The 21,513-nt window shown below is 67.8% G+C and carries 15 protein-coding genes; 9 read left to right on the forward strand and 6 right to left on the reverse strand.

Translation table 11 applies throughout. The annotated features are described in order from the left end of the window. From mfd to U5N23_RS20925, 5 genes are all read left to right on the forward strand, one after another. Nucleotides 1–3,453: transcription-repair coupling factor (gene mfd / locus U5N23_RS20905; RefSeq protein ID WP_322594665.1), on the forward strand; the 3,453-nt coding region annotated here is incomplete at its 5' end. 52 nt (nucleotides 3,454–3,505) lie between these two features. Continuing rightward, the gene (locus tag U5N23_RS20910; RefSeq protein ID WP_322594666.1) at nucleotides 3,506–4,288 is read left to right on the forward strand and encodes a helix-turn-helix domain-containing protein; all 783 of its coding nucleotides are present in this window, start codon (nucleotides 3,506–3,508) and stop codon (nucleotides 4,286–4,288) included. Between the two features lie 107 nt (nucleotides 4,289–4,395). Beyond that, nucleotides 4,396–5,388, forward strand: coding sequence for a Bug family tripartite tricarboxylate transporter substrate binding protein (locus tag U5N23_RS20915; RefSeq protein WP_322594667.1), 993 nt, complete (start codon nucleotides 4,396–4,398; stop codon nucleotides 5,386–5,388). Continuing rightward, nucleotides 5,381–6,304: a PhzF family phenazine biosynthesis isomerase gene (locus tag U5N23_RS20920; protein ID WP_322594668.1), complete on the forward strand. Its 924-nt coding sequence runs from the start codon at nucleotides 5,381–5,383 to the stop codon at nucleotides 6,302–6,304. The genes U5N23_RS20915 and U5N23_RS20920 overlap by 8 nt, the downstream gene beginning before the upstream one ends. Then, a complete protein-coding gene (locus U5N23_RS20925) occupies nucleotides 6,301–6,804 on the forward strand; it encodes a RidA family protein (RefSeq protein WP_322594669.1) in 504 nt (167 codons plus the stop codon). Before U5N23_RS20920 ends, U5N23_RS20925 begins: the two co-directional genes overlap by 4 nt. A gap of 83 nt (nucleotides 6,805–6,887) precedes the next feature. Here U5N23_RS20925 and U5N23_RS33170 read toward each other — a convergent pair whose 3' ends face one another. Continuing rightward, entirely contained in the window at nucleotides 6,888–7,418 is a 531-nt protein-coding gene (locus U5N23_RS33170; protein WP_416208643.1) for an EAL domain-containing protein, read from the reverse strand. A gap of 297 nt (nucleotides 7,419–7,715) precedes the next feature. On the opposite strand from U5N23_RS33170, the gene U5N23_RS20935 reads away from it, so the two are divergent. The 3 genes from U5N23_RS20935 to U5N23_RS20945 all read left to right on the forward strand — a co-directional run bounded on the left by U5N23_RS20935 (nucleotide 7,716) and on the right by U5N23_RS20945 (nucleotide 14,308). Next, nucleotides 7,716–8,639, forward strand: coding sequence for a diguanylate cyclase domain-containing protein (locus U5N23_RS20935; protein WP_322594670.1), 924 nt, complete (start codon nucleotides 7,716–7,718; stop codon nucleotides 8,637–8,639). A gap of 4 nt (nucleotides 8,640–8,643) precedes the next feature. Continuing rightward, complete coding sequence (locus U5N23_RS20940; RefSeq protein WP_322594671.1) at nucleotides 8,644–13,161, forward strand: PAS domain S-box protein; 4,518 nt, start codon at nucleotides 8,644–8,646, stop codon at nucleotides 13,159–13,161. Nucleotides 13,162–13,324: 163 nt separating this feature from the next. Then, the gene (locus U5N23_RS20945; RefSeq protein ID WP_322594672.1) at nucleotides 13,325–14,308 is read left to right on the forward strand and encodes a Bug family tripartite tricarboxylate transporter substrate binding protein; all 984 of its coding nucleotides are present in this window, start codon (nucleotides 13,325–13,327) and stop codon (nucleotides 14,306–14,308) included. Here U5N23_RS20945 and U5N23_RS20950 read toward each other — a convergent pair. The 4 genes from U5N23_RS20950 to U5N23_RS20965 all read right to left on the reverse strand — a co-directional run bounded on the left by U5N23_RS20950 (nucleotide 14,259) and on the right by U5N23_RS20965 (nucleotide 17,977). Beyond that, a complete protein-coding gene (locus U5N23_RS20950) occupies nucleotides 14,259–15,074 on the reverse strand; it encodes a CPBP family intramembrane glutamic endopeptidase (protein ID WP_322594673.1) in 816 nt (271 codons plus the stop codon). The two genes, U5N23_RS20945 and U5N23_RS20950, sit on opposite strands and share 50 nt — an antisense overlap. Before the next feature lie 22 nt (nucleotides 15,075–15,096). Continuing rightward, the gene (locus U5N23_RS20955) at nucleotides 15,097–15,768 is read right to left on the reverse strand and encodes a hypothetical protein (protein ID WP_322594674.1); all 672 of its coding nucleotides are present in this window, start codon (nucleotides 15,766–15,768) and stop codon (nucleotides 15,097–15,099) included. Between the two features lie 573 nt (nucleotides 15,769–16,341). Next, a complete protein-coding gene (locus U5N23_RS20960; RefSeq protein ID WP_322594675.1) occupies nucleotides 16,342–16,641 on the reverse strand; it encodes a hypothetical protein in 300 nt (99 codons plus the stop codon). A 169-nt stretch (nucleotides 16,642–16,810) separates the two neighbouring features. Then, complete coding sequence (locus tag U5N23_RS20965; RefSeq protein WP_322594676.1) at nucleotides 16,811–17,977, reverse strand: serine hydrolase; 1,167 nt, start codon at nucleotides 17,975–17,977, stop codon at nucleotides 16,811–16,813. A gap of 215 nt (nucleotides 17,978–18,192) precedes the next feature. On the opposite strand from U5N23_RS20965, the gene U5N23_RS20970 reads away from it, so the two are divergent. Further along, nucleotides 18,193–20,550, forward strand: a complete 2,358-nt coding sequence (locus U5N23_RS20970) for a DNA polymerase II (RefSeq protein ID WP_322594677.1) — start codon at nucleotides 18,193–18,195, stop codon at nucleotides 20,548–20,550. A gap of 243 nt (nucleotides 20,551–20,793) precedes the next feature. Here the strand turns inward: U5N23_RS20970 and U5N23_RS20975 are convergent, their stop codons facing one another. Continuing rightward, nucleotides 20,794–21,384, reverse strand: coding sequence for a hypothetical protein (locus U5N23_RS20975; protein ID WP_322594678.1), 591 nt, complete (start codon nucleotides 21,382–21,384; stop codon nucleotides 20,794–20,796). Nucleotides 21,385–21,513: the final 129 nt, after the last annotated feature.

Genomic DNA, 21,513 nt, shown 5'->3' on the forward strand with positions numbered 1-21,513 from the left:
AAACGCTTCACCCTGCCCCGCCCCGTGGGCAGCGCCGATTCGCTGCTGCTGGCCCGCCTGGCCGAGCGCGACAAGGCGGCAGGCCGCACCACCGCCATCGTCACGGCCGACGCCACCGATGCGCAGCGCCTCATCGAGGAAATGGCGTTCTTCGCGCCCACGCTGCGCTGCGCCCTGTTCCCGGATTGGGAGACGCTGCCCTACGACACCTTCTCGCCGCACCAGGACCTGATCAGCGAGCGCCTGGCCACGCTGTGGCGCATCAGCCAGAAGGACAAGGACACCGGCGCCGACGTGGTGTTGGTGCCCGCCACCACCGCGCTGTACCGGCTGGCGCCGCCCTCCTTCCTGGCCGGCTACACCTTCCACTTCAAGGTCAAGCAAAAGCTCGACGAGGCGAAGTTCAAGGCCCAGCTCACGCTGGCCGGCTACAGCCATGTCTCGCAGGTCGTGAGCCCCGGTGAGTACGCGGTGCGCGGCGGGCTGATCGACCTGTTCCCCATGGGCTCGCTGGTGCCGTTTCGGGTGGACCTGTTCGACAACGAGATCGACAGCATCCGCACCTTCGACCCCGACAGCCAGCGCAGCCTGTACCCCGTGCCCGAGGTGCGCCTGCTGCCCGGCCGCGAGTTCCCCATGGACGACGATGCGCGCGCCAAGTTCCGCAGCCGCTGGCGCGAAATGCTCGAAGGCGACCCGACCAAGAGCCGCATCTACAAGGACATGGGCGCCGGCGTGGCCACGGCCGGCATCGAGTACTACCTGCCGCTGTTCTTCGACGAGACGGCCACCGTGTTCGACTACTTGGGCGGCGAGGCCACCGTGGTGCTGCACGGCGACCTGGAGCCGGCCTTCCAGCGCTTCTGGCAGGACACGAAAGACCGCTTTCGCCTGGTGCAGGGCGACCCCGAGCGCCCGACCTTGCCGCCCGAGACGCTGTTCCTCTCGGCCGACCAGTTCTACACGCGCGCCAAGGAGCATGCCCAGCTGTCCATCCGCCCCGGGGTGGAGGACATTGCCGACAACCCGCACTTCCAGAAACTCGGCGACCTGTCGGTGGTGCGCGGCGCCGAGGACCCGCTGGCCCGGCTGCACGCCCACATCCGCAACACGCAGCACCGCGTGCTGCTGCTGGCCGAGAGCGATGGCCGGCGCGAAAGCCTGCTCGACTTTTTGCGCGCCAGCGGGGTGAGCCCGCCGGCCTTCGACTCGCTGGCCGAGTTCCAGGGCACGCCCGACGAGAAGGTGGGCATTGCCACCGCCGGCCTCACCGTGGGCTTCAGCTGGATCGAGGACGGCATCGACTTCGTGACCGAAACCGAGCTCTTCGCCGCCGGCCCCACCACGCGCCGGCGCAAGAAGCAGGAGCAGGTGAGCGACGTCGAGGCGCTCATCAAGGACCTGGCCGAGCTCAACGTGGGCGACCCCGTGGTGCACAGCGCCCACGGCATCGGCCGCTACCGCGGCCTGGTGAACATGGACGTGGGCAACAAGAACCCCGACGGCACGCCCGCCATGCAGGAGTTTCTGCACCTGGAATACGCCGACAAGGCCGTGCTCTATGTGCCCGTGAGCCAGCTGCAACTCATCAGCCGCTATACCGGCGTGAGCGCCGACGAGGCGCCGCTGCACAAGCTCGGTAGCGGCCAGTGGGAAAAGGCCAAGCGCAAGGCCGCCGAGCAGGTGCGCGACAGCGCGGCCGAGCTGCTCAACATCTACGCCCGCCGCGCCGCGCGCGAAGGCCATGCCTTCCGCTACAGCCCGCAGGACTACGAGACCTTTGCCAACGACTTCGGCTTTGAAGAGACGGCCGACCAGAACGCCGCCATCCACGCGGTGATCCAGGACATGATCAGCCCGCGCCCCATGGACCGCCTGGTCTGCGGCGACGTGGGCTTCGGCAAGACCGAGGTGGCCCTGCGCGCGGCCTTCGTGGCCGTCACGGGCGGCAAGCAGGTGGCCTTCCTCGCGCCCACCACCTTGCTGGCCGAGCAGCACTACCAGACGCTGATGGACCGCTTCGGCAAGTGGCCGGTGAAGGTGGCCGAGGTCTCGCGCTTTCGCTCGGGCAAGGAGATCACCGCGGCCATCAAGGGCATCGGCGACGGTACGGTGGACATCGTGGTTGGCACGCACAAGCTGCTCTCCGAATCCACCAAGTTCCACAACCTGGGCCTGCTCATCATCGACGAGGAACACCGCTTCGGCGTGCGCCACAAGGAGCAGATGAAGGCCCTGCGCGCCGAGGTGGACGTGCTCACCCTCACGGCCACGCCCATCCCGCGCACGCTGGGCATGGCGCTCGAAGGCCTGCGCGACCTGTCGGTCATCGCCACCGCGCCGCAGCGGCGCCTGGCGATCAAGACCTTTGTGCGCAACGAGGGCACGGGCGTGATCCGCGAGGCGGTGCTGCGCGAATTGAAGCGCGGCGGGCAGGTGTACTTTCTGCACAACGAGGTGGAGACCATCGAGAACCGCCGCCAGAAGCTCGAAGAGATATTGCCCGAGGCCCGCATCGCCGTGGCCCACGGCCAGATGCCCGAGCGCGAGCTGGAGCGCGTGATGCGCGACTTCGTGGCCCAGCGCTACAACATCCTCTTGTGCTCGACCATCATCGAGACCGGCATCGACGTGCCCACGGCCAACACCATCATCATGAGCCGCGCCGACAAGTTCGGCCTGGCGCAGCTGCACCAGCTGCGCGGCCGCGTGGGCCGCAGCCACCACCAGGCGTACGCCTACCTCATGGTGCCCGACACCGAGGGCCTGACCAAGCAGGCCGCCCAGCGCCTCGATGCCATCCAGCAGATGGAAGAGCTGGGCAGCGGCTTCTACCTGGCCATGCACGACCTGGAGATCCGCGGCGCCGGCGAGGTGCTGGGCGAGAACCAGAGCGGCAACATGCTGGAGGTGGGCTTTCAGCTGTACAACGAGATGCTCAGCGAAGCCGTCAAGGCGCTCAAGGCCGGCAAGGAGCCGGACCTGCTCAGCCCGCTGAGCGTGACCACCGACATCAACCTGCACGCCCCCGCCCTGCTGCCCGACGACTACTGCGGCGATGTGCACCTGCGCCTGTCGTTCTACAAGAAGCTGGCCACCGCCAAGAACCCCGACCAGATCGACGGCCTGCTCGAAGAGATCGTGGACCGCTTCGGCAAGCTGCCGCCGCAGGCCCAGACCCTCATCGACGTACACCGCCTGCGCGTGCTGAGCCAGCCCTACGGCGTGGTCAAGGTCGATGCCGCCCCCGGAGTGATCAACATCACCTTCAAGCCCCAGCCGCCCATCGACCCGATGCGCATCATCGAGCTGATCCAGAAGAACAAGCACATCAAGCTGGCGGGCAACGAGAAGCTGCGCATCGAGCGCGAATTGAAGGACCCCAAGGACCGTGCGCAGATGGTGCGGGACATATTGCGGTCGCTGGGACAGCCGCAGGCGGCAACCGCCTGAATTTGCGTGTGGCGGGCCCATCTGGCACGATCCCTGCAAAGGTGTTGTTGACATGACAAGCCCCGCCGTCCCGCGCCCACCCCAGCTCTCGCCCAAGCTCCCCCAGCTGGCGGCCCAGGGCTTTGCGCTGCGCCATAGCCGGCAGGCGCACTACGAGTTCGACTGGCATGTGCATGACTGCGCCATGCTGCTGTGGCCGCGCAAGGGGGCACTGCAAAGCGCCTGGCAGAGTGAAGGCGCCCCTGGCCATGCCGGGCTCGACCAGATTCGCCTGGCACGCAGCCAGGCCATCCTGCTGCCCATGGCCACCGCCCACCGAACCCAGTCCGCCACGCAGCAGCAAGAGCATGGCGAGCTGTACCTGGCACCCGAGATCGCGCGCGCCTGCAGCACCGGGCGGGGCGCCATCCGGCTCGATGCGGCGGCCCTGTCCATGCTCGACGCGCTGCTGGCCCCGGCGCTCGATGCGCGCGCGGCCGAGCCCCTGGTGCTGGCCGTGGTGCGGCAGATCGCCCGGGCGCGCCCGCTCGATGTGGCCCGGCCGCGCTCACCCGCACGGCAGATGCTGGCGCGCTTTGCCCAGGCGCTGGACTGGAACGAGCCCCTGCCGGGCATCGACGCCATCGCCTGCGAGCTGGGCACCTCCACGCGGCAGTTGCAGCGCGCCTGCCAGGACGAATTCGGCCAGAGCCCCGTGGCCCTGCGCCGGCAGATGCTGGCCGCCCACGCGCGTCGGCTGCTGGCCACCGGCCTGCCGCTGGCGCAGGTGAGCGTGCAACTCGGGTTTGCGACCAGCGGGCACTTGACTCGGCTGCTGAAGTCGGTGGCACACTGACCCCGCTGCGGCACCTGTCGCAATTGGGATCACGGCCTGTCGCATCCTGGTTTTCCGGATCGGGGCGCCGTTCCTAGCATGGGACTTTCTTCGTGATGGAGTTCTCCATGCCCGCCTTGCCCCCCGTTTCCCATCCCCGCAGACACGCCCTGCTGGCCCTGGCCTTTGCCGGCACCTGCGCGCCATTGATCGCGCAGACGGCTACCCCCTGGCCCGCCAAGCCCATCACCCTGGTCGTGCCCTTCCCGGCCGGTGGCGGCACCGACCTGGTGGTGCGCGCGCTGCAGCCCCGACTGCAAAAGGAGTTGGGCCAGCCCCTCGTCATCGACAACCGCGCAGGCGCCGGCGGCACCCTGGGCTCGGCCATGGTGGCCCGCTCCACGCCGGACGGCTACACCGCCGGCGTGGCCACCACCAGCACCCACGCGGTCAGCGTGAGCGTGTACCCCAAGCTGCCGTTCGACCCGGCCAAGGACTTCGCGTATGCCGGCTTTATCGGCACATCGCCCTACGTGCTGGCCACCACGGGCGCCCTGGGCAAGCCCGACACCAAGGCCCTGCTGGCGGCGCTCAAGGCCAGGCCCGAGGGCTTCAGCTTTGCCTCGGTCGGCGCGGGCACGGTCTCGCACTTGCTGGGCGAGCAGTTCAAGGGCGTGGCCAAGGTGCCGCTGGTGCACATTCCCTACCGCGGCGCAGCCCCGGCCTACACCGACCTGATCTCGGGCCAGGTGCAGCTGATGTTCGACAACCCGGCAGGGCTGGTGCCCTATATCCGCGCGGGCCGCATCCACGCCGTGGCCACCACGGCGCCCAATGCGCTGCTGGCGGGCGTGCCCACCTTCCAGCAGCAGGGCATGGCAGGGTTCGACCAGTCGCTGTGGTACGGCATCGTGTTCCCTGCGCAGACACCCAAGGCGGTGGTGGAGCGCTTCAACCAGGCACTCAACACCGTGCTGTCCGACCGCGCCGTGGCCGCCGAGCTGGCCGCGCTGGGCGTGAACGCCGCCCCCGGCACGCCCGATGCACTACAGGCCGCGGTGGTGCGCGACACCGTGTACTGGGGCCGCATCGCCAAAGCCGTAGGAGCCCGCGTTGATTGAGCACAAACTCCCCTTTCCCGCCTCACTGCCGGCACGCGGCCAGGTCGTTCTGATCCGCGTATTCGTCAACGGCCCGGGCGGCGGCAACCCCGTGCCGCTGGTGGCCGATGCGCGTGGCATGGATGCCGCGCAGATGCAGGACATCGCACGCGCCCACGGGCACGAATCGGCCTTCGTGCTGCCGGCCGATGTACCCGGCGCCGACTGGCGCCTGCGCTTTTTCGTACCGCACCATGAGATGGAGATGTGCGGCCACGCCACCGTGGGCAGCCTGTGGGCGCTGCGCCGCTGGGGCGTGTGGACCACGCCCAGGGCCCGCGTGCAGACCCTGAGCGGCCTGGTGGACGTGGAGTGGGACGCGGCACGCCAGCGCGTGTGGATCTCGCAGCCCGCCGTGCGCGAAGAGGTGCTGGAGAGCGGCGCCGCAGCGCTCGTGGCCCGCACCCTGTGCCTGCCTGCCGCCACTGCCCCGATCGCCATGACCAACGCCGCCACCAGCCGCGTGAAGACCCTGGTGCCCCTGCCCGACGTGGCCGCGCTGCAGGCCCTGGCGCCGGACTTCGCAATCATGGAGTCCACCTGCGACGCCATCGCCTCCACCGGCCTGTACCCCTATGCACTGGCCACCAATGGGCAGGCAGCGGCAGAGCCCACCGTCTTCGCGCGCCAGTTCCCGCGCAAATCCGGCTACCCCGAAGACGCGGCCACCGGCATTGCAGCGGCGGCACTTTGGGGGCATCTGGCAGCCTCCGGCACCATCGCAACAGGCAGCGCAACCGCGCCCGTGGTCTGCACCGTGCGCCAAGGCGATGCCATGGGCAACCCCTCGGCCATTGCAGTGCGGCCGCGCTTCGATGCAGAGGGCACCGTGGCCGGCTGCTGGCTCAGCGGCGAAGTGGTAGGGGGCGCGGCATGAACCGCAACACGCACACCACTCCCGAGGAGCGCCTCGCCGCCGCCGGCCTGGTGCTGCCACCTGCGCCCCAGCCACGCGGCAGCTACGCGCCCTGCCACGTACATGAGGTGGCGGGCCAGCACTGGGTGGCCGTAAGTGGCCAGACCAGCCGCATCGCCGGCCAGGCCCTGGCCGGTATCTGCGAGTCGGATGCCGACCTGGCGCCCGTGCGCCACGCGGCCACAGTGGCCATGCTCAACACTTTGGCCGCGCTGCGCACAGCCTGCGGTGGCGAGCTGGCCCGCGTGCGGCATGTGGTGCGCCTGCGCGGCTTCGTGCGCTCGGCACCCGGGTTTGGCGCGCACCCACGGGTGCTCGACGCCGCGTCTGAGGTACTGGCCATTGCGTTCCCGCACCTTGCACTGCCGGCACGCAGCGCCATCGGCGCGGCCAGCCTGCCCGATGGGGTATGGGTGGAGCTGGAGATCGATGCGGTGTTCACACCACCGCCCCAGGGCTGAACGGTGCCTTCGCTTCGAATGCACGGTCCATCTGCTGCAGCACGGGCGTCAAGCCGGCTGCCCAGCAAGGGGGGTGCCTTCAATCAACGCTCCCAGTCCCGCTCGATGGTGGCCTCGAACTCCTGGATCGGGGCGGGTCGACCATACAGGTAGCCTTGGTAGCAGGTGCAGCCGTAGCGCGCCAACAGGTTGCGCTGCTCCAGCGTTTCCACCCCTTCGGCGATGACCTGCAGGCCCAGACCATCGCCCAGCGCAACAACGGCACGCACGATGGCAGCATCGTTGGCATTCGTGGCGATCTCGCGCACGAAGGACTGGTCGATCTTGAGCTGGTCCAGCGGCATGCGCCGGAGGTAGCCCAGCGACGAGAATCCGGTGCCAAAGTCATCCTCGCGCTGCCGGTTGTTGATGTCCTCGTTGAGCTCGTGGGCGATCTCGTCGGCCACGGCATTCAAGGTATCGCGCGCCGAGCCGCGCAGGCCTTCTTCCAGATGCCACTCCATGAACATCGTCAGCGCCTGGCCCAGCAGGATGCCCGAGCCGCCCATGACGGCAGAGAAGCGCGCCCGAACACTGCGAAACGGTGACACCCGGTTCAGCAACCGGTTGATCATGCAATCCCCTCCAAAGCCCATTCTGCGGCGCAACGCCTGGATTGGTAAGCGTTTTGTTACATGGCGAGCAATTTACCTGGCGAGACTTGACGCAGGTCAAGCAATCGGTCGGCAGCCGCCAGCACACTCTTTGGGTCGATCACGCAAAGGCCCCTGAACGCAGTCAGGGCCACGTCAGAGCCTTTCACTACCATGCGCGGTCATTTTTGCCTGCGCGCCGCCCCCCACAGTGCCGGGGCAGGCATTGCGCAAATTGCACTTGCCGCCACCGCCCACGATATCCAGAATAAGCAGTGCATGAATCCCAGCATCCTGATTGTTGATGACAACCCCGCCATGATCCAGGTCATGGCAGGCATGCTCAAGGGAGCAGCCCAACTGCGGTTTGCCATGCGGGGCCGCGATGCGCTCGATCAGATGGCAGGCAGCGCGCCGGACCTGGTGCTGCTGGACGCCGAGATGCCCGGCATGAGCGGCTACGAGGTGTGCGCCGCGATGAAGGCGGACGCACGGCTCGCCGATATCCCCGTGATTTTCGTCACCGGCCACGGCGAGACGGAGGCCGAGGTCAGGGGCCTGGAGGCCGGGGCGGTCGATTTCATCACCAAGCCCGTGAACGCGGCATTGCTGCTCGCGCGCGTGCGCACCCAGCTGCGCATCAAGAGCCTGACGGACGAACTGCGCAACCTGGCCACGACCGACGGATTGACCGGGGTCAGCAACCGCCGCCATTTCGATGAGTTGCTGCAGCGGGAATGGCAGCGCTGCGCGCGCACGGCTGCGCCCCTGTCCCTGCTGATGGTCGACGTCGACCATTTCAAGCGCTACAACGACCACTATGGCCACCCCGCCGGCGACAGCTGCCTGAAGGCCCTGGCGCTGGCCCTGGTGTCCGTGGCCCAGCGCCCCGGGGACCGCGTGGGGCGCATGGGCGGCGAAGAGTTCGCCATCCTGCTGCCGGACACCGATGCAGCAGGCGCCCAGGAGGTGGCCGAGCGCACGCTGCAGGCCGTGCGCGTGCTGGGCCTGCCGCACGCCGGATCGCTGCACGCAGACCATGTGACGGTGAGCGTGGGGGTGGGCACGTACGCGGCGCAGGCGCAGCCAGTGCCCATCGCCGACGGGGACCTGTGGGGGCTGGTCAGCCGCGTCGACCAGGCCCTGTACGCGGCCAAGAACGCTGGGCGGGACTGCTGGCATGCCTTGGGCCCCCAGGGCTGACCGCATGGCATCGGGCCCGCAGCGCACCGGCCAGAACGCCACCAGCGTGGCGAAACAGTCGGTGCTGCTGGCTCTCCTGGTGGTGTGCCTGACCCTGGTCGCAGCCGTTGTGGCCTATGACCGCCAGTTGCGGCAGAACCAGGCGACCACGGAGCAGCGCTTCGACCGGCTCAAGAGCCGGGTGCTGGAGGAGATCGCCGTGCGCTTGCGCCAGTACGAATACGGCTTGCGCGGCACCCGGGGGGCGGTGGCAGCGGCGGGAGACGATCTGGACCACAACGCCTTCTCCCGCTACAGCCAGACCCGTGACTTCGCGCTGGAGTTCCCGGGCGCCCGGGGTTTTGGCTACATCCACAGGCTTGCGGCGCACGAGGAAGCGGCCTTCGTGCGTAAGGTGCTCGCGGAAGACTGGATCGACTTCAAGGTGCGCCAGTTCGAGCCGCATGGCGGCGAACGCTACATCATCCAGTACATCGAGCCCCTGGACCGCAACAACCGGGTCGTGGGCCTGGACATCGCCTCGGAGCCTTCGCGCCGGGCCACGGCACTGACAGCCATGCGCACCGGCCAGGCCACCCTGAGCGGACCGATCACCCTGATACAGGATGCGGGCACCCCCTCCAGCGGCCTGCTGCTGATGCTGCCGGTCTACCGCTTTGGCGGTGCCACCGATACACCCGCCAACCGGGAACAGTCGCTGCGCGGCTGGGTGTATGCCCCGCTGCAGATGGACGAGGTGCTGCGCGGCCTGGATGTGGAGTCGGGGCACTTCGTGCTGCGCATCCGCGACCGGCAGGCACCGCAGGACCACTGGCTCTACGGCAGCCCGTCCGACCCGCTGGCAGGGCCGGCACCTGGCGGGCTCACCACCCTGCCCCTGTTCGGCCGCGAGTGGGAAGTGGACCTGCAGCCCACACCCGCCTTCGTCGCATCGCTCGGCCTTGCGCCGGCGTGGCGCGAGGCGATCATGGCGGTGCTGCTGGGCCTGGCGGCGGCGGCGCTGGCCATCGCCGTGCTGCACCTGGTGCACCGCTCGCGCAGCCAGCTGCTGGAGCAGGCCCGGCGGGCGGCGATCGTGCAAGGCTCGGACGACGCCATCATCGTGCAGACCCTGCAAGGGGTCATCACCGACTGGAACGACGGGGCCAGGCGCCTGTTCGGGTACGAGGCCGACGCGGTGCTGGGCCACACCGCGCAGGAGTTGCTGGTGCCGGCAGGGCGCGAGGGCGAGGACGAGTCCATGCTGGCCATGGTGGCCAGGGGCCAGCGGGTCAAGGCGTACGAGACCTCGCGGCGCCACCGCGATGGCACGCTGATCGATGTCTCGGTTTCTGCCAGCCCCATCGAGGACAGCCATGGCCGTATCGTCGGCCTGGCCAAGACCCTGCGCGACGTGCGCGAAGTGCGGGCCGCCGCGCTGCGGGTCATTGAACTGAACGCCACGCTGGAAGACCAGGTGCGCCAGCGCACCAGCGACCTGGAGTCCGCACGGCACGCCCTGCAGACCGTGCTGGATGCCATGCCCTCGCAGATCGGCTACTGGGGTACGGACCAGCGCAACCGGGTGGCCAATCGGGCCTACGGCGATTGGTTCCACATGGACCCCGCCCTGGTGCCGGGCATGCACCTGCGCGACCTGATCGGCGACGGCATGTACGAAGTGTCCGCCCCCCATGTGCAGGCAGCGCTGCGGGGCGAGGCACGCATGTTCGAGCAGACCGGCCATGGCAGCGGGGACACGCCGCAACGCCACTCCCTGGTGCACTACCTGCCGGACATTGCCGATGGGCAGGTCAAGGGCTTCTACGCCTTCGTGCACGACGTGACGGAGCTCAACGAAAGCCGCCTGCAATTGGCGGCAGCCCAGCGGGACAACGCAGCGCTGCTGGAAACGCTGAACAAGCACACCATCGTCTCGGTGGCCGACCGCATCGGCCGCATCATTGATGTCAACGATGCGTTTTGCCGCATCTCCGGGTTCGAACGGGACGAGCTGATCGGGCAGAACCACCGCATCGTCAACTCGGGCACGCACGGCGCGCAGTTCTGGGTGGACATGTGGCGCACCATCAGCACCGGGAGCAGCTGGCGGGCCGAGGTGTGCAACCGCTCCAAGAGCGGCGCGCTGTACTGGGTGGACAGCGTCGTGGCGCCGTTCCTCGATGCCCAGGGGCGGGTGGAAAAATACGTGTCCATCCGCACTGACATCACGGACCGCAAGCGCACCGAGATGCAGTTGCAAAGCACGCTGACCCTGCTGCGCACGGTGCTGGAGGCATCCACGCAGGTCGCCATCGTGGCCACGGACGAGGAGGGTGTGGTGACCGTTTTCAACCGCGGTGCAGAACTGCTGCTGGGTGTGCCGGCGGCGCAGGTCATCGGGCGCAGGAATGCCTCGGATTTCGTCGAGGCCGGGGACCAGGCGCCGGACGGCCGGCCGGTACCGACGCAGGAGCAGGAACAGACCACGATGGATGGCCTGCCCCCCGAGGTGCGCATGGCCCTGATACATACCGCCAGCCAGGACCCCTTGCGCCAATGGCGCCTGGCACGTGCCGACGGGGCCCGGTTGCCCGTGTCGCTGGCGGTGACGCGCATGGCCGATGCCGCCGGCTCGTTCATCGGCTATCTGGGTATTGCCCATGACGTGAGCACGCGCCTTGAACAGGAAAAATCGCTGCGCATTGCGATGCAGCAAGCTCGGGAAGCCAGCGACGCCAAAAGCCGATTTCTGGCCAACATGAGCCACGAGATCCGCACACCGATGAACGCGGTGATCGGGTTGTCCTACCTGCTGGCGCGCACCGCGCTCGACGGCGAACAGCAAGGCATGCTGCGGCAGCTGCAGGTGGCAGGCAAGGCCTTGCTGGCCGTCATCAACGACGTGCTCGACCTGTCCAAGATCGAGGCCGGCGAGGTGGCCCTGGAAAGACTCCCGCTGGACATCGACCAGATGGTGCGCGAGGTGTCCGCGCTGGTGGAGCCGCAGGCGCAGGCCAAGGGCATCGCCTATGTGCTGGACATCGAGGCGCCGCCAGCCTTCGCGCTGGAAGGTGACAGCACGCGCCTGCGCCAGGTGCTGATCAACCTGCTGAGCAATGCGGTGAAGTTCACCGACCGGGGGGAAGTGAGGCTCACCTTGCGCTTTCAGGAACGGGCTGGCGACAGCACGGAGGTCAGCTTCCTGGTGAGCGATACCGGCATCGGGATCTCAGAGGAATCCCGGCAGCGACTGTTCGCACCCTTCGTGCAGGCGGATACGTCCACCACCCGCCGCTTTGGGGGCACCGGGCTGGGCCTGTCCATCGTCAAGCAGTTGGTGGACCTGATGGACGGACACATCGAGTTGCGCAGCGAAATCGGCCAGGGCAGCCAGTTCCAGGTGGCACTGCCTCTTTATCGGTCGACAGGCAGCCAGCCTGCTACCGCACCCGACGCACCGCTTCCCGAGGGGCTGGGGCTGCGCGGGGTCTCGCTGCTGGTAGTGGACGACAACGAGGTGAATCAGGAGGTGGCGGCCCGCATCCTGACCAGCGAGGGCGCTCAGGTCAGCGTGGCCAGACATGGCCAGGCCGCGCTTGAGCTTCTCGCGTTGGAACCGCACCGCTTCGATGCCGTTCTGATGGATGTGCACATGCCCGTGCTCGACGGCCTGGACGCCACCCGCCGGATGCGCACCACGCTTGGCCTGGCGCAGTTGCCCGTCATCGGCCTGACGGCGGGTGTCTCCTCCGCAGAGCGCGACGAGGCCCTGGTTGCGGGGATGAACGCGATCGTCGGCAAGCCATTCGATCCGCCGATGCTGGTCAGGACCATTCGCCGCCATCTGCCGGGCCATGAAGGCCTGGCCGGCCCCCACACGCCACCCCCGGCTGCCGAGGCGCCCGCCGGCTGGCCGAGCGTCGAGGGCGTATCCGCCCGGCAGTCGTTCTCGCGGCTCCAGGGCTCAGCCCCCTTGCTGTGGCAGATGCTGCGCCGGATTTCGGAAACGCTCGGCGCGGTGGGCAGGCTGCTGGATACAGCGACACCGGCGCCCGGCGCAGCCGCAACGCCACCGGCCACGCCGGAACTGGCCGCACTGCTGCACGACATCAAGGGCATGGCCGGTACCGTGGGGGCCGAGCAGATGCATGCCCTGGCCTCGCAGGCGGAGGAATCGGCGCGCAACGGCCAGACCGAAGGCATCGCTCTGCTGGCGGCGCAGATGCAGGAGATCGCGGGGCGGTGGCACACGGACCGCGATGGCAGCACGGCGCCTGGCCCCGCAGCCCCAGGCGCAAATGCCGTGCCGCTGGCACCAGGCGCCTGGGAGCAACTCATGCAGCTCCAGCACCTTCTGGACACCCACGACCTTGATGCGCTCGATTGCGCCCGCATGCTCGAACCCGCGCTCAGCGCGCAATTGGGGGGCGACCACCTGGCCGCCCTGCAGCGCCACATGGCGAACCTCGATTTCGCCAGCGCCAGGGCCGTACTTGATCGCCTGGTACCGGCATCCGCAACACCAGCGCAGGCAGGCTGATCTGGCGGCCCCACGGTAGACGGGACGGCTCCGAGCGGCCTGCAAGCCCGAGTGGCGGGGCGCCGCGCCCCGGCCAGACAATGTGCGCTGGTACAGGACTTGCATGAAGATGGGCATCGCACACGCCCATTTCATTCGCCCTGTTTCTGAGGAACCCAGCACCATGCAACGCCGAAGCCTGATGTCCACCCTCGCCTGCGCCCTGCTCGCACCGGCCGCCGCCACCACCGCCTTCGCCCAAGGCGCAGCCTACCCCGACCGCCCCGTCAAGGTCATTGTGGCCCTGCCCGCGGGCGGCAGCGCCGACATGATCGCGCGCGTGGTCACGCAGAAGATGGCGGCCGAGCTGGGCCAGCCCTTCGTGGTGGACAACAAGGCGGGCGCATCCGGCCAGATCGGCACGCCACTGGTATCACGTGCCGCGCCCGATGGCTACACGCTGATGGTCTCGCCGGCCTCGTTCCTCACCACCAACAAGAGCATCTTCAAGACCCTGCCCTACGACCCCGAGGCGGACTTCGTTCCCATCACCAAGTTCGTGAACCAGCCGATGGTGCTGGTGGTCAAGGACAAGCAGAAGTTCCCCACCGTGGCCGCCGTGCTGGCCGCCGCCAAGGCCGCGCCGGGCAAGCTGACGTACGCCTCATCCGGCGACGGCAGCCCGCAGCACCTGGCGGGGCTGATGTTCACCACCCGCACGAAAACCGAGTTGCTGCACGTGCCCTACAAGGGCGGCGCCCCGGCCATCAACGACGCCCTGGCCGGCACGGTGGACATGCTGTTTGCCGTGCTGCCCGAAGCGCTGCCGCACATCCAGTCAGGCAAGCTGCATGCCCTTGGCCTGATGGCCGCGCAGCGCACCGGCACCTTGCCACAAACGCCCACCATGGTCGAAGCGGGCGCGCCCGAGATGAACCTCTCGGCCTGGGTCGGCCTGCTGGCCCCGGCCAAGACGCCCCAACCCATCATCGACCGGCTGCAGCGCGCAGCGCACGCCGCCCTGGCCGATGCCGACATCAAGGCCAAGCTGGCCGCCAGCGGGATGGAAGTGGCGCCCGGCACCAGCCAGCAGCTCAAGGACGCGATCACGCAGGAGATCAAGGTCCATGCGGAGCTGGTGAAGGCGGCGGGGCTGGTGCCGCAATAGCTCCATCCCCGGGTTTCGCGGACGCCCCAGCTCCCGCTCCACGGCGAAGCACAAGCACCACCACGGCGATGGAAGCCACATAGGTGCCGCCCAGAAAGACGAGCGCGCCAAGGCTCTGGGGGCCCCGCCCCAGACCCTGCGCAATGCTCGAAAAATCCCACAGGGCGTGCAACGCCATCGCCACCCACAGGCTGCCGGTGAGCCGGCGCACGAGGTACAACCCCGTGCCCGCGCAAAAGGCCAGAACGACCTGCACCAGGGCCGCCGCGCCGACACCGAAGAAGGCGTTGGTGGCGTGCAGCAGGCCAAACAGCGCGCTCGACCAGAACCACACCCAGGCCTCGGACCGCAGCGAGTGGCGCAGGCCCACCAGCAGAATGCCGCGGTGGACCATCTCTTCGCAGAACCCCACCAGCAGCATGGCGGCGGCCAGCACCAGCACGTGTTCGATGCCGATGGCGGCCCAGACTGTGCTGTACAGGTTCATGCCGATGAACCCGAGCATGGGTACCAACACTGCGGCCAGGGACAGGGGCTGGCGCAGCACTGGTTCACGGGTTGCCTGCGGCCACCACCCTGCCAGCCCGTTGAAGATGCACAGCACGATGGCAGCGATACCCAGCGGCACGATGATGCCGCGCAGCAGGTTGGCCTGCGCACCCAGCGCTGCGTAGTCGATGTCCAGGTAAGTCCATGCAGCGAAAACCCAGCCCATGTAGGCAAGGTACACGCCCAGACCGATCCACCAACGGGGTTGAATGCGCATGCGCTCTCCTACAACAAGGGGGTCAAAAAATCGCAACCAACACAGCAGCGACAAGTACCCAGGCGCATGCCCACACCAGCAGGCCCACGCCCATACCCAACGCGGCCAGGCCTCCAACGCCCAACTTGGCCTTGAACCACGCGGCCTGAACGCCCACCATCCATGCGAATGCCACAGCGCAAACAATCGCTCCGGCCATGCCCAAGCCACGTCCCGGCATCTGCGCGGCCATGAGGCCCAGCGAAACGACCAGCGCAAAGGGCGATGTCAGGTAGCACTGTGCGAAGAAGGGCGGCCGCAGGGTGCTGCGCGATGCCGCTTGCCTGCGCTGGCGCAGCAGCAGCACCGCCGCCGTCAGCGGGATCAGACTGAAAAGCAGGCTGCGAAAAACAAGCAGGTTCTGGGGCGAGTTCAGCAACTCCTTGGCCAGGGGCGCAGCGTCCGGCGCCTGATCAACGTGCAAAGCCATTGCCACGGCGTGGGTGAGCAGCAGCGTGATCAGCAGCAGCAGCGGCGGACTCACGGCATCGTCGTAGGCCAGGGGTTTGTCCGCTGCCTCTTCCTGCTCGGCGTACTCCATGGACTGCAGGGGCCTAAAGACAATCCGCAGCAGCGTTCGGGGGTAGAAGAACAGCAGCGCGATGGCCTCGAAGACGAACTCCTCCAGGCTTCGCAGCAACTTCATCAGATCCATGGCGCCCCCTGCCCGGCGTTGCACCGGCTGCACGTCAACACGGCCCCGGCATGCCCACAGGCACGCTCCCGTGCAGCCCTGTCGGCAGAAAATTGGCTCCCGATGGATTCCATGCGCTGTGGCCTCGGCGAGGCGCGAAGTGGGTAGGATGGCTGCCATCGTATCAGCGGCTGCCAGCCGCCCCAGGAGCGAGCGCAGCGTGCACCTGATTTGCGGCGCTGAACCTCGGCGTCACCTGAGAAGAGGTGGTCGATGTCCCCGTGCAGATGGCCGTCTATGCCGGCTTTGCGGCAGCGCTCAACGGGCTGGCGGCGGCGCGCAAGGTGTTTGCCCAGGGAGATTGGAGACAGCGCTCGCCTGAAGCGCCATGCCCTGCTGCGGGCGCTTCAGGCGCGTGGGGGTGATGGCTTCAATGCCCCCCAAACCGGCCCACTTGCCGCAGCCCGCCGGCCAGGCCCAGAAGCAGAGCGGCCATTCGCTGACGCAGCACCATGAAGAAACTCCCGATGGCAATGGACTTGGCATTCTGCATGCCTGCCGGGCTTGGGTAGCCCCGTCAGCGCGGCGGGGCGGTCATTGCTGGCGCAGCAATCGGGAGTAGCGCCACAGCCCCCAGACCACGCCCACGGCCAGTCCAATGGCCACGCTCCAGCCCACCGGCACCCCAAAAACGAAGGCCAGCAGCAGCATCAACCCGGCGCTGACCAGCGAAATCAGCACCAGCGTGACGAAATCGAAGTGGGCGACGGCCAGCGTGTCCTCGGCAACGCTGCGCTCGCGGCTACCGCGCTTGCTGCGCTGCGACCGGAACATGTGCACATCGACCACGAACTCGAAGAAGCCGACGACGATATCGACCAGGAAGCTGAACATTGGGATGCTCCATTTGCGGTGGCACCGGGGCCTTGGCCGCGCTCAACGCGGTCCAGGTCTGGTGGAGATGAGCGCGCGACGGGGCCGCACATTCCTCCTGTGGCGGCATCCTAACGCCGAGCGCTGCCTTCTTCGCCGCCGCAAAAGGCCCTACTTTTGGGCCGGTAAATCAAGGGGTCTGCGCCCGGTGCGCTGCCGGCTCCGTGGGCCTCCCGCCGCCCACTTCTCCGGGCGCGGCAGCGAGGACGCGCGCCGCGAGCTCTGCGAACTGCCCCACATCCACCGCATTGCGCTTGAACCAGAGCCGGCTGTTGTCGACCCGGTGCACGAGCACGATGTCCCGCGCCCGGTCGATCAGCATGAACTGGCCGCCGCTCCCGTCCGCCAACACCAGCTGGTTGCCGGGAGTGCGCCACGACGGAAATGCCGCGAACGGCAGCCACCACATGTAGCCATAGCCGTTGCCGCCCCTGACGGCGCTGTACGAGGTCGTGCTCTCGCGCAGCCACGCGGAGGGCACCATCTGGCGCCCTTGCCACAGGCCGTCGCGGCTCACCAGCAGGCCGATGCGCGCCAGGTCGCGCGCAGACAGGAACATCAGGTAGGCGGGGTGATCCGAGCTGCGTTCGTACTCGAACTTCGTGTCCTGCGGGTAGCGGAAATCTTCAAACTGCAAAGGCTCCGCCAGCTCGGTCTTGAGTGCCTCGAACACATCCTTGCCGGTGCGGCGCTGGAAGATGGTGGCCAGCGTGTTGAAGTCCCAGTTGTTGTAGTACCAGAAGGTGCCGGGCGCATGGCTGCCGCGTTCGGGCCGCCGCTTCTTCGCTGCAGGCGTCTCGTAGGCCGCCTCGTGGTAGACCCCGGAGCGCGACTGCAGCAGTTGCCGCACGGTGGCGGTCTGCTCCACGTCGGACAGCCCGCCCTTGTCGGTGATGCCCAGGGACGCCAGGCTCTGGTCCAGGTCGATGGCGCCCGGGCCGACGTGCATGCCGTACAGGACACTGAGCACGCTCTTGCGCACCGACGCGAGGTTCATCGGCCGGCGGATGTCGCCATAGGCATGCACCAGCACTCCGCGATACACCACGAGATAGGCATCCGAGCGCAGCGAGTCGGCATAGTCGTCGGCCAGCTGGAGCTTGTCTGCCGACCAGCCGCTCGGCTGCCCGCTGGTGGCCGGCGTGGCCCAGGCCGCACCAGGGAAGACGCCTTGCGCCCCGGCCGGCTGCGATGCCACGGCCGCGGCCGCGACCGGGGTGTCGGCCTGAACGGGTGCCCCGCCCATGGCGAGGGCAGCCAGGGCAGCGATGGCAGTGGTGCGCAGTCTGTTCAGCATGGCAATGGCTCGGTTGCCGCCCTTCGCCGCTGCGGGGGCCAGCGCGGCAGAAGTTCAGTGGTGGGTTTCGGCCCATTCTGCCGCAGCCGCCGGCATGGACGTTGCGCCTGCGCAGACGCGCCGCCATCGGCGAGAATTGGAAGCTCCGTTGCCAGCCCTCTCGCCCTCTCCCTTTCTGTTTTCCGATTGGTTCCAAGACCCGTGCGTCCATCCAAATGAAGGGTTTTATCCTCACGCGCAACTGGCGGGACACACCGGCGGGCACCGAAATCGAATACTGGCTGGCGACCGACGCCGGCCCGCTGAAGGTGCTGTTGACCGGCCAGACCTCGGTGGCCTTTGTCGAAGCACGGCACAAGGGCACGGTGGACGCCCAGCTCATGGCCCTGCCGGATGTCGAGTTACGCGCTCTGGACCTCAAGAGCTTTCAGCAGCAGCCCGTGATCGGGGTCTATGCCAGGCACTTTCGGCAGCTGGGGCGGCTGGCACGATCGCTGCAGCAGCTGGGCATCTCCCTGCTCGAAGCCGATGTGCGCCCGCACGAGCGCTACCTGATGGAGCGCTTCATCACCGCCGGCGTGCTGGTGGAAGGCGGGCGCAGCGAGAACGGCGCCCGCGTGGACTGCAGGCTGGCGCCTGCGCCCGACTACCGGCCGGCGCTGAAGGTCGTGTCGCTGGACATCGAGACCAGCCAGCACCAGGAGCTGTATTCCATTGCGCTCGACGGCATGGCCGAGCGCGTGGTGTACATGCTTGGCGAGCCGCCTTCCGAGCCTGCGGGGCCCGAGGGCTTTGCGCCCGTCTACTGCCCCACGCGCCAAGCCATGATCGAGCAGCTCAACGATTGGTTCGAGCGCAACGACCCGGACGTGCTCATCGGCTGGAACGTGATCCAGTTCGACCTGCGCGTGCTGCAGAAGACCGCCGACGACTGCGCCACGCCCCTGCTGCTGGGCCGCGAGCGCCGGCCCATTGCCTGGCGCACGCACCCGGGCAAGCAGGGTTACCTCTTCGCACCCATGCCCGGCCGCGTGGTCATCGACGGCATCGAGGCGTTGCGCGCCGCGGTGTGGAGCTTTTCTTCGTTCAGCCTCGAAAACGTATCGCAGCAGCTGCTGGGCGAGGGCAAGGAGATCGGCGACGAGTACGACAAGATGGCCGAGATCGAGCGGCGCTACCAGCACGACAAGCCCGCGCTGGCCACCTACAACATCCGCGATTGCGAGCTGGTGCTGCGCATCTTCGAGAAAACGCGGCTGCTGCAGTTTGCGATGGAGCGCGCCCACACCACCGGCCTGCAGATGGACCACTTCGGCGGCTCCATCGCCGCGTTCAGCCACCACTACCTGCCGCGCATGCACCGCCTGGGCTACGTGGCGCCCAACGTGGGCGAGATAGAGGGCCAGTCCTCGCCCGGTGGCTACGTGATGGACTCGAAGCCCGGCTTCTACGACTCGGTGGTGGTGCTGGACTACAAGAGCCTGTACCCCTCGATCATCCGCACCTTCCTGGTCGACCCGGTGGGCTACGTGGAAGGCATGCACGCCAGCGATGCGGCGCCGCTCATCCAGGGCCCGCTGGGCACGCGCTTCTCGCGCGACAGGCATTGCCTGCCGGAGATCGTCACCACCCTCTGGCGCGCGCGCGACGAGGCCAAGCGCGCGAAGAACGAGCCTCTGTCGCAGGCGCTCAAGCTAGTGATGAACTCCTTTGCCGGGGTGCTCGGGGCGTCGGAATGCCGCTTCTTCAACCCTCAGGTGATTTCGGCGATCACCCTGCGTGGCCATGAGATGGTGAAGCTCACCCGCGAGTTCGTGGAAAAGCGCGGGTACCAGGCGATCTACGGCGATACCGACTCCATCTTCATCTGGCTCGGGCGCACCCACACCAACGAGGAGGCCCATGCCGTGGCCGCCGACCTGGTCAAGGACATCAACGCCTGGTGGACACACAGGCTGCGCGAAGAACAGAACCTCGACAACCACCTCGAAATCGAATTCGACACGCACTACAAGAAGTTCTTCATGCCCACCATCCGCGGTTCGGACGTGGGCAGCAAGAAGCGCTACGCCGGCCTGAGCGTGGACACCCAGGGCAAGGAGGAGATGGTCTACCGCGGCCTGGAGATGGCCCGCAGCGACTGGACGCCCCTGGCCCGGCAGTTCCAGGAGGGCCTGCTCTCGCGCGTCTTCCAGGGCGCGCCCTACAGCGAGTTCGTGACCGACTACGCGCAGGCCACGCTGGCGGGCAATAAGGACGACCTGCTCGTCTACCGCAAGCGCCTGCGCCACCGCCTGGATGCCTACGTCGCCAACGTGCCCCCGCAGGTGCGTGCAGCGCGCATGGCCGACGAATACAACTCCCGCATGGGCCGCCCCCAGCAGTACCAAAGCGGCGGCTGGATCCGCTACGTCATGACCCGCAATGGACCGGAGCCGCTGGAAGCGCGCCATTCTCCCATCGACTACGGGCACTACCTCACCAAGCAGCTGCAGCCGATTGCGGATGCCATTTTGCAGCCGCTGGGGGAGAGTTTTGCCGCGTTGACGTCGTCACAGCAGGATCTTTTCTAGACATGTTCAACCGCCAGCCGCTGGCGCCAGTTGCGAACGCCTTTCCTCATTTGCGCATTCCGGTCACTGCAGGACAGTCTGTGCGAATTCGATCGGTCGGCAGGGCACGGGTGCGAACAAGTGGCGCAGTCGAAGGTCGGCGCGGTGGCTCACTCCGGTCTCGGCGGCAGCAAGCCTGACCGTCGGCATCCGTCTGGTCCAGCCCAAGGCGCGAGCAATCAGCCTTAGCGGAAGGCGATTGCCTCAACCCGGTGTCTGCCCAGACTTGGTAGACGCCGCGGGCTTCACCAGCCGCGCGATCTCACCACCGCACGCGCTGAAGTTGCTGGCATATTCCTCGGGGTTGTCGAACTGCGCCTGGGCTTGCATCAGGCGGTCGAGTTCCTGTTTTGCATAGACCAGGATGCCCGCGCTGTTGCCGCCCGAGGCCCAGGGATAGTCCAGCTCGCGGAACTGGCGCGCGATGTCGCGGTGAATGCGCACATGCGTCTGCTCGTGTTTCATCACGTGCGCATAGGCACAGCTGCCCGGCGGGAGCTCGCTGGCCACGCGCAGCACCGGTTTGATGTAATCCAGCCGCACGACGACGCCCTGGCAACTGGTCTGCGGCATCACCGCCAGCTTGGTCTCGACAACGACGTGGCCGAGTTGCGTACCGCTGCGGCCTGCGCCCGCGCCGATCTTCGTCAGTTCGGCGGCCGATTTGGCGTTGTCCACTTCCGGGTCGGCGAACCAGGCCGCACTGAAACGCACCGCCTTGTCGCAGGAAGGCAGATTGGCGGACTGCGCCTGGAAGCAGGCGCTGACCAGCAGCAGAGCGAGGAGGCTTTTCATCGTAACCTTCTGGTTATCGGCACGACGCGCTCGTCCTGAAGCGGTGGCCGCAAGGCGGCTAGCCTGACAGGGGCGGACGAGCACGCCCGACGCCGGCTGGTCGCCGGTGCAAACAGTGCCGAACCGATG

Source organism: Acidovorax sp., assembly GCF_034519795.1.
Taxonomy (GTDB): domain Bacteria; phylum Pseudomonadota; class Gammaproteobacteria; order Burkholderiales; family Burkholderiaceae_C; genus Acidovorax.

Coding starts and splice junctions, on each gene's coding strand:
- U5N23_RS20925 (WP_322594669.1), top strand. CDS start 6,301: ATGAACCGCAACACGCACACCACTCCCGAGGAGCGCCTCGCCGCCGCC.
- U5N23_RS20910 (WP_322594666.1), top strand. CDS start 3,506: ATGACAAGCCCCGCCGTCCCGCGCCCACCCCAGCTCTCGCCCAAGCTC.
- U5N23_RS20935 (WP_322594670.1), top strand. CDS start 7,716: ATGAATCCCAGCATCCTGATTGTTGATGACAACCCCGCCATGATCCAG.
- U5N23_RS20965 (WP_322594676.1), bottom strand. CDS start 17,977: ATGCTGAACAGACTGCGCACCACTGCCATCGCTGCCCTGGCTGCCCTC.
- U5N23_RS20975 (WP_322594678.1), bottom strand. CDS start 21,384: ATGAAAAGCCTCCTCGCTCTGCTGCTGGTCAGCGCCTGCTTCCAGGCG.
- U5N23_RS20970 (WP_322594677.1), top strand. CDS start 18,193: ATGAAGGGTTTTATCCTCACGCGCAACTGGCGGGACACACCGGCGGGC.
- U5N23_RS20915 (WP_322594667.1), top strand. CDS start 4,396: ATGCCCGCCTTGCCCCCCGTTTCCCATCCCCGCAGACACGCCCTGCTG.
- U5N23_RS20945 (WP_322594672.1), top strand. CDS start 13,325: ATGCAACGCCGAAGCCTGATGTCCACCCTCGCCTGCGCCCTGCTCGCA.
- U5N23_RS20960 (WP_322594675.1), bottom strand. CDS start 16,641: ATGTTCAGCTTCCTGGTCGATATCGTCGTCGGCTTCTTCGAGTTCGTG.
- U5N23_RS33170 (WP_416208643.1), bottom strand. CDS start 7,418: ATGATCAACCGGTTGCTGAACCGGGTGTCACCGTTTCGCAGTGTTCGG.
- U5N23_RS20955 (WP_322594674.1), bottom strand. CDS start 15,768: ATGGATCTGATGAAGTTGCTGCGAAGCCTGGAGGAGTTCGTCTTCGAG.
- U5N23_RS20940 (WP_322594671.1), top strand. CDS start 8,644: ATGGCATCGGGCCCGCAGCGCACCGGCCAGAACGCCACCAGCGTGGCG.
- U5N23_RS20950 (WP_322594673.1), bottom strand. CDS start 15,074: ATGCGCATTCAACCCCGTTGGTGGATCGGTCTGGGCGTGTACCTTGCC.